General features: G+C 45.1%; 14 protein-coding genes. 4 read left to right on the top strand and 10 right to left on the bottom strand.

The window, feature by feature from the left end:
- Window positions 1–207: 207 nt before the first annotated feature.
- Window positions 208–2,370: an ATP-dependent helicase gene (locus ASG02_RS00720; RefSeq protein ID WP_035409392.1), complete on the top strand. Its 2,163-nt coding sequence runs from the start codon at window positions 208–210 to the stop codon at window positions 2,368–2,370.
- Between the two features lie 57 nt (window positions 2,371–2,427).
- Here ASG02_RS00720 and mscL read toward each other — a convergent pair whose 3' ends face one another.
- The 7 genes from mscL to ASG02_RS00685 all read right to left on the bottom strand — a co-directional run bounded on the left by mscL (window position 2,428) and on the right by ASG02_RS00685 (window position 9,190).
- Window positions 2,428–2,814, bottom strand: coding sequence for a large-conductance mechanosensitive channel protein MscL (mscL, locus tag ASG02_RS00715; protein WP_056059980.1), 387 nt, complete (start codon window positions 2,812–2,814; stop codon window positions 2,428–2,430).
- Between the two features lie 12 nt (window positions 2,815–2,826).
- Window positions 2,827–3,708, bottom strand: coding sequence for a Cof-type HAD-IIB family hydrolase (locus ASG02_RS00710; RefSeq protein WP_056059977.1), 882 nt, complete (start codon window positions 3,706–3,708; stop codon window positions 2,827–2,829).
- Between the two features lie 75 nt (window positions 3,709–3,783).
- Entirely contained in the window at window positions 3,784–5,235 is a 1,452-nt protein-coding gene (gene cls, locus ASG02_RS00705) for a cardiolipin synthase (RefSeq protein WP_056059974.1), read from the bottom strand.
- A 135-nt stretch (window positions 5,236–5,370) separates the two neighbouring features.
- Window positions 5,371–6,780: a protoporphyrinogen oxidase gene (gene hemG / locus ASG02_RS00700; protein WP_056059970.1), complete on the bottom strand. Its 1,410-nt coding sequence runs from the start codon at window positions 6,778–6,780 to the stop codon at window positions 5,371–5,373.
- Complete coding sequence (gene hemH, locus ASG02_RS00695) at window positions 6,770–7,702, bottom strand: ferrochelatase (RefSeq protein WP_023467355.1); 933 nt, start codon at window positions 7,700–7,702, stop codon at window positions 6,770–6,772. The genes hemG and hemH overlap by 11 nt, the downstream gene beginning before the upstream one ends.
- Window positions 7,699–8,745 (bottom strand): uroporphyrinogen decarboxylase, encoded by a 1,047-nt coding sequence (gene hemE, locus ASG02_RS00690; RefSeq protein WP_035409400.1) that lies wholly within the window; start codon window positions 8,743–8,745, stop codon window positions 7,699–7,701. Before hemE ends, hemH begins: the two co-directional genes overlap by 4 nt.
- 142 nt (window positions 8,746–8,887) lie before the next feature.
- Complete coding sequence (locus tag ASG02_RS00685) at window positions 8,888–9,190, bottom strand: MerR family transcriptional regulator (protein ID WP_035409401.1); 303 nt, start codon at window positions 9,188–9,190, stop codon at window positions 8,888–8,890.
- Window positions 9,191–9,307: 117 nt separating this feature from the next.
- On the opposite strand from ASG02_RS00685, the gene ASG02_RS00680 reads away from it, so the two are divergent.
- A complete protein-coding gene (locus ASG02_RS00680) occupies window positions 9,308–10,606 on the top strand; it encodes an ammonium transporter (protein ID WP_035409402.1) in 1,299 nt (432 codons plus the stop codon).
- 62 nt (window positions 10,607–10,668) lie between these two features.
- Here ASG02_RS00680 and ASG02_RS00675 read toward each other — a convergent pair whose 3' ends face one another.
- Both ASG02_RS00675 and ASG02_RS00670 read right to left on the bottom strand, forming a co-directional pair.
- Window positions 10,669–11,805, bottom strand: a complete 1,137-nt coding sequence (locus ASG02_RS00675) for an ABC transporter permease (protein WP_056059967.1) — start codon at window positions 11,803–11,805, stop codon at window positions 10,669–10,671.
- Window positions 11,802–12,536 carry an ABC transporter ATP-binding protein gene (locus ASG02_RS00670; RefSeq protein ID WP_035409404.1) on the bottom strand — a complete coding sequence of 245 codons (735 nt, stop codon included), beginning with the start codon at window positions 12,534–12,536 and terminating at the stop codon, window positions 11,802–11,804. Before ASG02_RS00670 ends, ASG02_RS00675 begins: the two co-directional genes overlap by 4 nt.
- A 316-nt stretch (window positions 12,537–12,852) precedes the next feature.
- Here ASG02_RS00670 and ASG02_RS00665 point away from each other — a divergent pair, with 316 nt between their 5' ends.
- Entirely contained in the window at window positions 12,853–13,101 is a 249-nt protein-coding gene (locus ASG02_RS00665; RefSeq protein WP_035409405.1) for a GlsB/YeaQ/YmgE family stress response membrane protein, read from the top strand.
- 33 nt (window positions 13,102–13,134) lie between these two features.
- A complete protein-coding gene (locus ASG02_RS00660) occupies window positions 13,135–13,386 on the top strand; it encodes a GlsB/YeaQ/YmgE family stress response membrane protein (protein WP_023467348.1) in 252 nt (83 codons plus the stop codon).
- A gap of 57 nt (window positions 13,387–13,443) precedes the next feature.
- On the opposite strand, the gene ASG02_RS00655 is transcribed toward ASG02_RS00660, so the two are convergent.
- Window positions 13,444–14,496 (bottom strand): hypothetical protein, encoded by a 1,053-nt coding sequence (locus ASG02_RS00655; protein WP_056059964.1) that lies wholly within the window; start codon window positions 14,494–14,496, stop codon window positions 13,444–13,446.
- Window positions 14,497–14,590: the final 94 nt, after the last annotated feature.

Below are 14,590 nucleotides of genomic sequence, written 5' to 3'. Positions count from 1 at the left end.
CTCTCTTACATCTATTCCCATTTTAATATTTTTGAGTCCATTTGCCTAGTCTTTTAAAGGCACTCCTCTTACATTGCTTCCAATAGTCTTTTGTCTCTTTATTCCACGGTTCGTCTTTCAGTAATCCAATCCGATCATTAAAAATGCTACACTAGGGAGAGTTCGATTTAATGGACACGAAATTAAACGCTCGAGGTGAACTGTATCATGCATGAAGATTTTTTCGAACAGATGGAGCGATTGACCGGCATTCAATTGAATCCTGTCCAACAACAGGCAATTGAACATGACCATGGTCCGTTGCTGTTACTCGCCTCACCCGGCTCTGGAAAAACAACGACCCTTAATTTTAAGATTGCCTATTTGATTTTACAAAAAAAAATTGAACCACATCGTATTCTTGGACTGACCTTCAGTAAAGCGGCAGCTCGCGAGATGGCGGATCGATTTTATCATTTATTCCATGAACTAATCGGAACAACAGCGGCTTTTTCGACAATCCACAGTTTTGCTTTTCAAGTCGTCCGGGACCATACGTCTCAACAACGCCTCTCCTATACGATCATCGAAGGACCGATGGATCAACAACATCCGAATGCGCCACATAAACGGATGTTACTGCGCCGTATTTTCCAGGAAATTAATCGAAGTGTCATTACCGATGATCAAATGGATGAGTTGTTACGGATGATTTCCTTTGTCAAAAATCGCCTTCTTTCTTTAAAAGAAATCAAGGCAGTACCGACGACGATCAAACACTTTCCTGACATCTACGTCGCATATGAACAATTCAAGTCTCGTGATCCTCTACATCCGTTACTTGATTTCGATGATATGTTGACGTATGCTAATACGATTTTGGAACAAGACCGTCGTCTATTGCAACATTACCAACGTCGCTTCGATTATATTCTGACAGATGAGAGTCAAGATACATCACTCGTTCAGCATCAACTGGTTGAAAAGTTAGCCTTACCCCACAATCGCCTTTGTGTCGTCGCGGACGATGACCAGACGCTTTACAGTTGGCGTGGCGCAGATGCATCCAAGATTCTCCACTTCAAGGATACGTATCCGAATGCGACGATTCTTTACATGGAACAAAATTATCGCTCATCAAAGGACATCGTCTCAGTCGCCAATCAGTTCATCCAACGTAATAAAGCACGTTATCCGAAACAGATGTTCACGGAGAATGCTGCGGTTCGTCCAATTATCTTAGAGACGCTACCGACTTATGAAGATCAGACTCGTTATTTATTGAATCAGTTACGGACGGAAACGAATTACCGCGAAGTCGCCATCTTATATCGCAACAATGCTTCTTCGATCAACGTCATGAATGCGTTAGATCAAGCAAACATTCCTTTTTACATTAAGGATGTTGATCATAAATTCTTCAGTCATTGGATTTTGAAGGATATTTTAAATTTCATGACATTCGCACAAGATCCAACAGATATCGAGATTCTAGCAACCATCCATACGAAGTTCGCCGGATATATCTCAAAAGCTCAACTGGCTCAATTGCAACAGTTTGGTTCGGGTGAATCTGTATTTGATCTACTCATAAACAAAATCGAGATGAAGTTTTATCAAAAGAAACAACTTCAACAAATGAAGCGCACATTCGCTTCCATTCAGACCGTTCGACCGTCTGCTGCCCTCTCATTGATTCGTCATGAACTGGGCTACGAAAAGAATTTGCGGAAAATGAGTGAGAGTCTCGGTTTTAGTCTCGATCACCTGCTTGAGACATTAAATACGATCGATAACATCGCAAGTGATGTACCGACGTTACTCGCCTTTCGTGAGCGGATCGCGCATCTCGAACAGTTGATGCGTGATGCGAAACAAAACAAAAATCAAAATGCGGTCACCCTTTCGACCTTTCACAGTGCAAAGGGGCTTGAATTTGATCGCGTCTTTATGATTGATCTCGTTGCTGGTATTCTTCCATCGGCTGACACGATCAAGGCGTACAAGAATGGACAACTCGATGATATGGAAGAAGCAGCACGCTTGTTTTACGTCGGGATGACACGGGCACGACACGAACTGCATCTCCTGTCTTATCGTTTTAAATCGAAATCGTTCGATGTCTCACCATTCGTCGAAGACGTTCATCGTCTTGTTACACCGGATTCCGCAAAACGAAAAATAGAACGCCAACGTCCTGCCATTGCAGCGCGAGCTAAAGTTCCTCCACTTCCGATCACTGAGAACATGCGTGTATCGCATACAGCATTTGGTCCCGGAACCGTCTTGCACCTGGTTGATGACGTGCTAGAAATTTCATTTGATCAAGGAATGAAAAAACAGCTTTCGTTACAAGTCTGCTCCGAAAATGCATTACTCGAAATTTTATGAGCCAAAAAAGCCTGTTTCACATAAATATGTGAGACAGGCTTTTGGTATATATCAGTTTTAGGGTGATGACTCATTTTGACGAATCAAGGCATCTCTGATTTCTGTCAATAGTTTTTCTTCTGTCGTTGGTACCGCTTCTTCTTCGACGACTTCTTCCTTCTTCCGGAACGAAGTGATTCCTTTGACGAAGATGAACAAAGCAAAGGCAATCAATAAGAATTCGATACTCGCCTGAAGGAACTGACCGTACTGTAATTTTGCATTTCCGACCATGATTGATAATCCTTTGACATCAATACCACCGATGATGATACCGATCAACGGCATGAAGACGCTGTCGACGAGTGATTTGATAATCCCGCTGAACGCAGCACCGAGAATGACTCCGACCGCTAAATCGATCACATTGCCTCGAAAAGCAAACTCCTTAAATGCCTTAAACATGAAACGTCCCCCTTACCAAGCACGGGACGCCAATTGCTGAATCGCATATCCGACGCCGTGCTCATCGTTTGTTTTCGTCACGTGATGCGCAATCGCTTTTGCTTCATCATGACCATTCCCCATCGCGATCGCCTTTCCAGCAACCTTAAACATGGGAAGATCGTTCAGATTATCACCGATGACAGCGACTTGTTCGATCGGCACACCAAGGTGGTCCGCGAGGATTTTAACTGCCGTTCCTTTATCGGCACCGACTGCCATGACTTCGATGTTATCGTGTCCTGACGACGTGACATAGACACCCTCGACTTTCTGCTCGATTTCCTGCCAGATTGTTTTCATCAATTCTTGATCAAATGAGAACGAAATGAACTTGAATACTTTTCCCGCTTGATTACGAATGTATGACCGGAATCCATCAATCATCTTGACGTCTTCGTGGACATAATAGCGATCGTGGAAGAAATCAAGCACTTGTTTTGCCCGATCACTTTCTTCACTTAATTCTTTTAACGAATCGTAGGCTGCATCAATCGTCGCTCCTTGCGCTGTCACGAGTCCTTGATCACAGAACATCTCGAAGAAGACTTCGTACTGGCTAATGATGCCGTAAATTTGCTGTGCTTGTTCTGTCGTCAGAGTCGTCGCACTCAACTCTTCTCCATCGACGGTCATCACACGTGCCCCGTTTGAAGCAATGATCGGACAATGAATTCCTGCGGCATCCGTCAATTCTTTAGCATTTAAGTAATTACGTCCTGTTGCAATTGCAAACTCGACACCTTGTTCGCGTGCTGCTTCAATTGCCTGAATCGTCTCCGGTTCTATTCGTTGTTTGCCCGAAAGAACGGTACCATCCATGTCTGATACGAGTAATTTAATTGGATTTGCCATCGTCTTCACTCTCCTCTTTTTCTATTTCCATACCACTATACCATTTTTCACATTTTGACTGGTCGTAAACACGGTTTACAAAATCGGTGACAACAAACGCGAAATACTTTCCTTGAATTTGATCATTCTTGAACGCGCAACATACGACTCGACCGTCATGAGCTTTGATACATCACAATCGGCTAAGAAGAGCCGTTCTAGTTCAATTGCTACTTCCTGATCATAGACAATTGTATTCATTTCGAAATTTAAACGGAAACTTCGTGCATCGATATTCGTCGTCCCGACTGAAGCAATCTCTCCATCAACAACAATCGTCTTCGCATGTAAAAATCCAGGTTCATACGTGTAGACTTTAGCTCCGTACGACAACAACTCTCCTACAGCAGCTGTCGTCGCCCAATAAACGAATGGATGGTCCGGCTTATTCGGAATCATGATGCGCACCTCCACTCCAGACAGAAGAGCTGCCTTACATGCATCTAAATAACTCGTGTCTGGAATGAAATAAGGCGATTGAATGTAAATCGTCCGCTTTGCCTCATTGATCATCTTGATCAAAGCAAGCTTCAGATATTCTGAACGGGAATCCGGACCCGACGTGACGATCTGCATCGGTAATATACTCTGAACCCTGTGTGTCCCGTAGTAGAACAATGATTTTTCTGTATAGACGTCACTCGCTTGATTCCAGTCAAGAATAAAACGGTCGAGCTGATCGTGAACGACATCACCTTTCAAGCGAAAATGCGTATCCCGCCAGTAGCCGAACTTTTCATCGATACCTAGATATTCCGTACCGACGTTAAATCCACCAATGTAGCCGATTCGACCGTCAATGATACAGGATTTACGGTGATTGCGGTTATTTAAGCGAAAATTAACGAAACCAATCGTCGACGGGAAAAAAGCGAACACTTCTCCCCCGTGTACCAGTAAATCTTTGAAATCCGTCCGTTTGAGACTACGTGATCCGACAGCATCATATAATAGACGGACTTTGATTCCACGACGGGCACATTCGGTTAATGTATCGATCAACGCTAGCCCAAGGCGATCTTTCTGAATGATGTAGTATTGAATATTCACTTCATGCTCTGCCTGGCGGATATCTTGAATCATCCGATTGAATTTCTGTTCTCCATCCGAAAGAATCTGCAGTTGATTCGAGAGACTGAGTAACGAACCGTTCGACATCAGATTCATCCGAATCATATCCCGGTGCTTTTGAATCATCGGGTGCCGCCCCATCGTCACGAGTTCTTTTTTCTGTAAGGCAATCCGTCTATCGTGTTCTAGTTGTTCTTCTTCCGTAATACGATAAAAATTCGATTTTTTCAACAATCTTCCGAAAAACAGATAGACGAGAAACCCAACGAGCGGAACGAAATACAAGATGAACACCCATGCCCACGTCGCACCAATATCGCGCCGTTCGAGAAAAATAACCGTTAGGACCGCCAAGATATTCATGATGAGCAATCCGTAGACGATGATGATCGTGAACGTACTCCATACTTCCACCATACGATTCCCTCCCGTTTCAACGGTATTGTTCGATTTTGGTCCCTTGTCTCCTATTCCCGTTTCCTTCCGCGTCATTCTTTTGAAGACAAAAAAACCTTTTTAAAGCACGAATGGCTTCAAAAAGGTTTAGGTCTTTCATGATTCTTGACATGGTTCCGGTTGTTGTAACGCCATTTGTTCAAGTGTCGCTTTGACACCTGCTACACAGTCTGGCAATCCAACACCATCATAAGCAAGTCCGGCTAAATGAATGTGTGGATAGTGCGAAGCGATGGTTTCTCGCACTTCTTGAATCCGCTGTGCATGCCCTACCGTGTAGGCCGGTAAGCCGTCTAATAGACGACTGATGACGACACGTTCCGGTTGCAACGGACGACCACAGATGGCTTCAAGATCTTCTAAGACGACCCGTTCAATCCTTTCGTCTGATTCACGAACGAGTGCATCTTTTCCGGGACGACCGATGAAGGCACGAAGCACGGTATGATTCGGTGCTGCATGATTCCACTTTTGATCAATCGCCGTACACGCTGTAATCGAATACGGTGCCTGACGGTTGACGATGAAACCTGTTCCATCGATCGGCAACGCTGTTTCCTTATCGAAAATCAACGTGACTGTCGCCGTCGAGTGTGTCGAGAGGTTCGCAAGCCCAGGCAGCGTCGCTTCTGATAACAGGGACACGACTTGGCGATGCGGAATCGTCAACAAAATATCATCGGCATACTCTGGACCATGATCCGTTTCGAGACGATACCGCCCATCTTCTTCCCGTTTAATCGAGCGAAGTGGTGTCTCAAGACGAATTTCTGTCCGTTCAAGCACCTCTTCTAGCCGCTCGACGAGAGACTCGAGTCCAGTAGCGAGCGATAAAAATTGACCTGTCGCTTTGAGCGTCGGACCTTGTTGTTGGTCAAGCGGACGCATGAGACGCATTCCTTCAAACAAACTTCCTGCCTTTTGTTCATTTGCAACAAATTGCGGGTAGGTCGCAAACGTACTCATCCGATCGATATCACCAGCATAAATGCCTGAAAGAAGTGGTTCGATCAGCTTCTCGACGAGCGCATCTCCAAGACGCGGACGCAAATACTCTCCTAGTGGGATATCTGTTTCTGGAATCGTCAAATCAGGAGCCGGGTGAAGCAATCGTTCTGACACTTCTGCTTTTTCTTCTTCCGTCAACAAAGAAGTCTCTGCAAATAACTCTAAATCCGTCGGGATACCCATGACGGCACCTTTTGGAATCGGGTGGAGACCTCGCGCATCCAATATATAGGCTTGCGACGTGTTATTACGAACGAGTTGCTCCCCTAATCCAATCTCTTCGATGAGATCCGTCAGTACGTGTTTTCGTGCTACATACGAATCTGGTCCCCGCTCGATCGTCAATCCTTCGTCCCGATATGTTGCCACCTTACCACCGAGACGACCTTCTGCCTCAAGTAACGTGATGTTCATTTCCGGAAACTGTTTCTCTGCATAATAGGCGGCCGCAAGTCCTGATATACCGCCGCCCACGATGACGAGACGTTTACTGGACATAACTACCCACCTGTTTCGCGACGGCTTCCGTGACAGCTTTCATGAAAGCAGGATCCGCGTTTGGCATGACAGGTCGCGCATAATGGATTCCGAGTTCGTCGCAGACGACTTTACACTCATAGTCATTATCGAATAATACTTCTAGATGGTCCGCAACGAAGCCGACTGGCACGTAAACGAACGCTTCGTATCCTTTTTCTTCGTAAACATCACGTGTCAGATCCTGAACATCAGGGCCGAGCCATGGCTCAGGTGTTTGTCCAGCTGATTGCCAACCTGTGATCATATGCGGTACACCGGCACGTTGTGCGATCAATTCGGCAGTTTCTTTCAATTGCTCTGGGTACGGATCGCCGTTTGCGATGATTTTCTCAGGCAGACTGTGCGCCGAAACGACGAGAACGGCTTTTTCTTCAGGAACTGGTAAAGCGTCGAACGTCTTACGGATTTCTTTCCCCCACCAATCGAGAAATGCTTCTTCTTTGTACCACGATTCAACGGATGCGAGACGAATACCGTGCTGATCTGCGACTTCCTTCGCACGACCATTATATGAACGAATACTGAACGTCGAATAGTGCGGTGCTAAAACGACTGTGACCGCTTCTGTGATGCCGTCTTTTGCCATTTGCTCGACAGCATCCTCAACGAATGGCTCGATGTGCTTTAGACCAAGATAAAGCTTAAACTCGATTTCACCGGCATATTTCTCAGACAATTGACGGTGCAGCTCTTCTGCCTGGTCAATCGTGACTTGTGCGAGTGGTGAGACTCCACCAATGGCTTCGTAGCGTTCCGTCAACTCTGCCAATGCTTCTGGAGACGGTTTGCGTCCGCGGCGGATATGCGTATAATACCGCTCGATATCTTCAGGTTTATACGGCGTACCATACGCCATGACAAGTAATCCTAACGTCTTCATTTTTCTACCTCCATTTTTTCTTTCGAATAATCATGGATAAATGCAGTCAAACGTTTCAATACTTCTGGATCAACTTCCGGGAAGATGCCGTGACCGAGGTTAAAGATGAACCCTGGTTGTTTCATTCCCATGTCGAGAATCTCCTTCGCTTTCGCTTCAAGGATATCCCATGGTGCTAACAGATAAGACGGATCGAGGTTCCCTTGGACGGGTTTCGTCAGCCCACGTTCACGTGCTTCATCGATCGATAAGCGCCAATCGAGTCCAACGACGTCTAACGGTAAGCTATGCCACTCTTCTGCCAAATGACTCGCCCCTACACCGAACATGATCATCGGCACGCCTGTATCTTTTAGTTCCGTGAAAATGCGTTCCATCGTCGGTTTGATGTAACGGACATAATCTTTCCGGCTTGTCGTTCCGACCCATGAATCAAAGATTTGGAACGCTTGAATCCCTGCATCTACTTGTGATTTGATGTAATCGATGACCATGTCACCTAGTTTCTCCATTAAGGCATGCCATACTTCAGGTTGTCCATACATCAATGCTTTCGTTTTATGGTATCCCTTTGAAGGTCCACCTTCAATCATATAGCTCGCAAGTGTAAATGGCGCCCCGGAAAAACCAATTAACGGCACTTCAAGTCGTTCCCGTAATAAACGAATTGTTTCATAAATGTACGGAATATCTTCACGGTTGAACGGTTGCAGTGCTTCGACATCTGCCATCGTGCGAATCGGATTCGCAATGACTGGACCGATGCCACTCTTGATTTCAACATCAACGCCCATCGACGGAAGTGGCGTCATGATATCTTTATATAGAATCGCTGCATCGACTCCTAGTTGTTTTACAGGTAGTTCTGTCACATATGCGCCTAGCTCCGAGTCATGTGTGATCTCGAAAAGCGTCCGTGTCTTCTTGATTTCACGATATTCCGCTTGATAACGACCTGCTTGTCGCATGTACCAGACGGGAACGTGATCAATCTGCTCGCCACGGATCGCCCGCAAAAACGTATCATTGAATTTCTTCATCATAACTACCCCTTTATACTCGTTCTAACGCCCCAAAAAACGTACGATAAGTTTGTGAACACAGAAACATTATATCTGAAATTAAGAAGTCTGTGCCAATAAATCGTTTACAAAATGACAGTTCTGTTACCAGTTCATGAAATGTTCACTGTTTCTTGTAAAGACCGAATGCAGCGTTTAACTGACCACGAATTAAGTCAGAACGTTGCTGTTCCGTTACCTTACGTTCTTTTTCTCGAATTTCGTGCGTGCGCCAACCATCCTCGATTTTTTCCGCGACTTCGACGAGTCGCTCGACATCCGTAAACGAATATTTTCGCGTCTTTCCATTTGTCCGTTCTGGAAAGATTAATTTCCGTTCTTCATAGTAACGAATCTGACGTTCTGACAAGCCGGTCAATTCACAGACGATTCCGATCGACATCACCTTTTTTTCGCGGTACTTCATCTTCGTCACTCCTTTCCACAAAAATACCATGTCAGATTTTCTGACACAACACGTTTCTTTGAAAGTATTTCCGTCTAAAGTAAACACATACTTTAAATGGATAAAGGAGGAACGACAATGAAACTGGAACAACTCGCAATTTCAGTCGATACGTTTTATGTCTTATTCGCAGCACTGCTCGTCTTTACGATGCAAATCGGATTCTTACTTCTGGAAACAGGGATGTTACGGGCAAAGAACGCGGGGCACGTCGCTGTTAAACAAATTATCAGCTTCTCAGTTGCCGCTCTCGCCTTTTGGGCTATCGGATTCGGATTGACGTTCGGTGATGGTAACTCCATTATTGGAACAGAAGGATTCTTCTTACATGGAGGATTCAGCAGCCTTGATTGGTCGAACATCACGATTGATGTAAAGTTCCTCTTCCAACTCTCGTTTGTCGCCGTCTCTCTCGCAATCGCTTGGGGCGGATTCGCAGAACGTGCTAAATTATCCGTTTACTTGTTGTTCGGAACGTTTTTCGTTGCTATCATCTATCCGATCATTGCTCGTTCCGTTTGGGCAGGTGGATTCCTTGGTTCGCTCGGAATGCAAGATTTCGCCGGGTCAACGGTCGTCCACTTACAAGGTGGGATTGCTGCACTTGTTGCTGCTTTACTGCTTAAGAAAAGAATCGGTGCTGAAAAAACACCGTTGCTTGGACACAATGTCATTTATTCTGTCGTCGGTGCCTTCATCCTCTGGTTATGTTGGTTCGGCTTCAACGCTGGTTCGACATTAACGATTGCCGACGGATTCTTTAGTTACGTTGCTTTGACGACGTTACTCGCGACTGCAGCAGGTGCCCTCGGCGCTCTTGCCATCTCGTTCTGGCACCGTCGCGTCGCAGATATTCCTTCGATCATCAACGGTGTATTAGCTGCACTCGTCGCCATTACTGCAGCCTGTGCCTTTGTGGAACCATGGGCAGCCGTCGTCATTGGTTTCCTTGCTGGTGTGATCACGTATGGAACGAGCATTCTTCTCGCAAGTCGCGTGGATGATCCACTTTGTGCCTTCTCCGTTCATGGCGTCGCTGGTATCTGGGGTACACTCGCAACTGGATTCTTCGCTTCACCACGACTCGTTGAAATCACAGGTATCGGACAAGCAGGACTCTTCTATGGAGGTGGCTTCACGCAACTCGGTGTTCAAGCTCTTGGTGTCGTCTTTGCTATCGTCATCGTCAGCGTCTTAAGTTATGCTTTCTTAAAAGTCCTCGACCTTACGATCGGACTTCGAATCACACGCGAAGATGAACTCCGTGGTCTTGACGTCGCGGAACATGGTCAAGCTTCTTACGATCTTCCTGCTCCTGTCAGCAAGGAATTGCATATGGTTGAAGAAGAAGATCTATCAAACGAACGTGTCAATTAATGGTTCATAACGAATAAGAGCCTATGCGATGAACATCCATCGCGTAGGCTCTTTCTTGTTTATTATTTTCGGGCATAGTATTCACCAATTACAAGTGCTATGGCTGCCCCACCAACGACATACATGGATCCACTTAAGAAGAATCCAAGTAGCGTCAAAACGATGCATTGACTGATTGCTGCGAAGCGGATGATTTTCTGTTTAGCATGTACGGCATTCCCAAATGGCAATAAGCGAGTCAACAGATGCTGATCGACTGCTTTCGTAAACGGCGCCAATTGAAAACTCGTTAATCCACCAAATGCAGGAATCGCAAGTGCAACGAACCAAACGTTACCGCTCGCCAACAACATGAACACAGCCCCGATCAGTGTTAAACGAACAATCAATCCGATGCCGTCCCCACTCCGGATGAACTGTTTGACATACAAATAATCAAATGTCGTCTGGGCTTGGTACGGAAACCGCTCGACCATGTTACTTAAGAGACGACGGTGTTTATACGTTGCCGATAGATGTGGAACATCGACGAACCAGTTGGCTAGTCGATAAAAACGATCACGTGATTCTCGTTCGAGCGCAATCCATTCACGTAACGGGAGATGATCCTGACGCTTCAGATGAAGGACGATCATTAACAGCAAGGCAACGACGATCGACATCCACGCCATATCGATGATGACGAGTAGTGCTGCTCCAAATGCATACAATAACACTGTTCGATGTGCGATGCCTTCAAGTTTCGACAAATTCGCTGCCGCTCCGAATAGGGCAAGAGATACGCCTATTAAGATAAGTTCAAACGGTGTCGTCTGTTCTGTCCGAACATAGAGAACAACGACTGCTAGAAACGGAATCACGGCACGAATGATACCAAAAATCGCATTATATGCGCGCACCTGCTGCATGAAACTGGATAACTTCGCTAACACGGGTAATAGAAACACTTGATCCGCCTCGACAAGAAACGTTCGACTTGTCCGGTAGAGCGGCAGAATCAGAAATAAGGCTGCCATGACGAATCGACCTGGAAATGATGGATCGAGTTGGTCGAGGAAACGACCGTAGACGACTAATGCGTATAAAATAACAAAGTAGACGGTGAATAATAGTCCACCATTCGCCATATATCGTGTATATTTCACTGTTTCCGTCATCGCCGCCTGATACCGTTCCTTCCATAAGGACTGGCTATTCATCGTTCTGCCTCCTCGATCGCAGCAACGTACAGATCATCCAGCGTTCCATCTTGTAGTCCATAGCGAGCTCGTAAAGCAGCCGTTGTCCCTTCCGCCGCAATATGTCCTTCATGTAAGAGAACGAATCGGTTGCAGTGGCGCTCGGCTGTCTCCAGGATATGCGTTGACATTAAAATTCCTTTACCGTCCTGCTTGAGTTCACTGAAAATCTGAAGCAACTCTCGGATTGCCAGTGGATCAAGTCCAACGAATGGTTCATCAACGATCAACAATTCACTCCCCGTGACAAGGGCGCACAAGATCATTGCTTTTTGTTTCATCCCTTTTGAGAAGACACTTGGAAACCACTCTAATTGTTTCGTCATCCGAAGACGTTCAGCATAATGATTTGCTCGTTCTATCGCTACTGCTTCTTCGACATCATATCCTTGTGCCATGAGGCGAAGGTGCTCCCGTAACGTTAGTTGTTCATATAACATCGGCTGTTCCGGAATATACGCGACTTGACGACGATACTCGGTTTCGTTCGTCGCTAAATCCAATCTATTGATTCGTACAGATCCCGTTTTGACCGGTAATAGACCGAGGATGTGTTTAATCGTCGTTGATTTCCCCGCACCATTTAAACCGATTAAACCAACGAGTTCCCCTTGATCCACTTCAATATTGATATCATGAAGGACTGTTTTAGATCCGTATCCTCCTGATAAACCCTTGATCTCTAATAACATGTTTGCCACTCCCTTTAAGCTCATCGTAAGGTAGATCTTCTTAGACTTTCTAGCTTCGTGCCTCATTTTTTAAAATATAATGTTTTAATACTTGTTTTTTCGGCAATTACTCTAAGTGTAATCGTTACATCAATATATGAAAACGATTTACATGCAAATCGAAAGTGAAAACGATGAATCGTTCATTTAATCTTTATCAAGTGGTCTAATCTTCTAGTCCTTTCAATGAATGAATGATTTCAATTTTTTCACTTTCACACGTGTTTATAACTGCCTGAAAACAGGTAAAACTAATATGTAGAGGAGTTGTTTAAAAATGGGATTCTTATGGGCATTAATCGTTGGTGGTCTCATCGGTTGGATCGCAAGTTTAATCATTGGAAAAGATGTACCGGGCGGCATCATCGGTAACATCATCGCTGGTTTCATCGGTTCGATGATTGGTCAAGCTATCTTTGGTTCAATGGGACCAGAAATTGGCGGATTTGCAGTCATTCCGGCTATTCTCGGGGCAGTCATTTTGATCTTCATCGTCTCACTTATTCTCCGGGCAGTACGCAAGTAATCATATATTTTAATCGAAAAGGAGTGTTTTGAAATGGGATTCTTATGGGCATTAATCGTTGGTGGTATTATTGGATGGTTAGCAAGTCTAATTTTAGGTAAAGACGTACCAGGCGGTATCATTGGTAACATCATCGCTGGTTTCGTTGGTGCATTGATCGGTCAAGCATTATTCGGAAATTGGGGTCCAATGGTTGCTGGATTCGCAATCGTACCTGCTTTACTCGGAGCTATCATTCTCATCCTCATTGTATCGTTCATTCTCCGTGCGGTGAATAAACGATAAACAGAAAATCCTCGGACATGATGTCCGAGGATTTTTTATGCGTTAGTTTTTTATACTTTAATCTTTTATTTGTAACCACATGCCATCTTCTCGCTCGAAGACACGTTTTTCCGATCGTAAATTCAACCATTCGAACACGCCTTCGAGAAAGCTAGACGGATATTCCCAAACCGTACCGACGCGCTCTCGCTTCTTTCGTTCTGGTTTTCCGGCGACAGCTTCCAATTCATCTGGAGTTTTATTCAATCGGATTAATAACTCCTCCACCTGTCCCGACTGATAGGTCACTTCATATCCATCGTACCGTGCTCGATTCGCAACTGTCGAATCAGGCGTTCCGAACGCGTTCTCGAATGCGTCGCGCGATTTCCCGAGATAGCTGGTCATCGTATCGATACTTTTTCCAGTTCGCGCTTTCACTTCCGTCTCAAGTAATGTTTTAATATCGACTGCATATTCGTTTGATACAGTCGTATTGAACTGATCAGCTAATTTAAAATCAACTGCCGTGTTTGGTTCATCACCGAGTTGAACGGTTTTTGAGTCCTGAACGGTCTGTCCTGATTGGTCGGCACTCACCTGGACATCATATTCTCCTGGAGAACGCTTGATTTCTAGTGATGTTCCATCCATCGTTCCAATGACTTCCCCGTCTAATGATACTTCTGTTTTAGGGACATCACTTGAAACGATCAGTCGTTGTGGATTCAGATCGAGAGAATACCGGTCATACCAAAGCCATCCATCCTCTTTTTGTAACGTAAATAGATGTGCCTTTACTTGTTTACCAGAGTCTTGATCCTGTTTGACTTGTTTGATGACCCGATCTGTTCGTTCTGATTCAGTCGTCAACCAAGTAATGAGTCGTGTCGCCTCACTCATCGGTAATAGTTTATCGTTCATCGTGACTAGTTGTTGGAATCCACGCTGATCCTTTTCCTTCAATAGAGTAGCAAGCCGCTCGTCCGTTTTCTCCATTTTTGCCGCCTCTTGCATGTTGCGCCCAAACCAAAAGGCAACTAACAAAAACAGACAGGCGATGAAGGCGCTACCAATGAGTAAACATCGTTTTCGTTTTTTCTGTGCCGTTGAGGCTATTCGTGATGCCATGCACTTCGCTCCTTTTTCTCCATTAGCTGTATGGTCTTAAGTGTATCGGGTTCAAGTTGACTGTCAATCATGCGGAAGGCGGAAACTTTCCGTA

Source organism: Exiguobacterium sp. Leaf196 (assembly GCF_001423965.1).
In the GTDB taxonomy this organism is placed as follows: Bacteria; Bacillota; Bacilli; order Exiguobacteriales; family Exiguobacteriaceae; genus Exiguobacterium_A.
The sequence above is the reverse complement of the archived record's forward strand: the minus strand, read 5'-3'. Positions and strand labels throughout refer to the sequence as shown.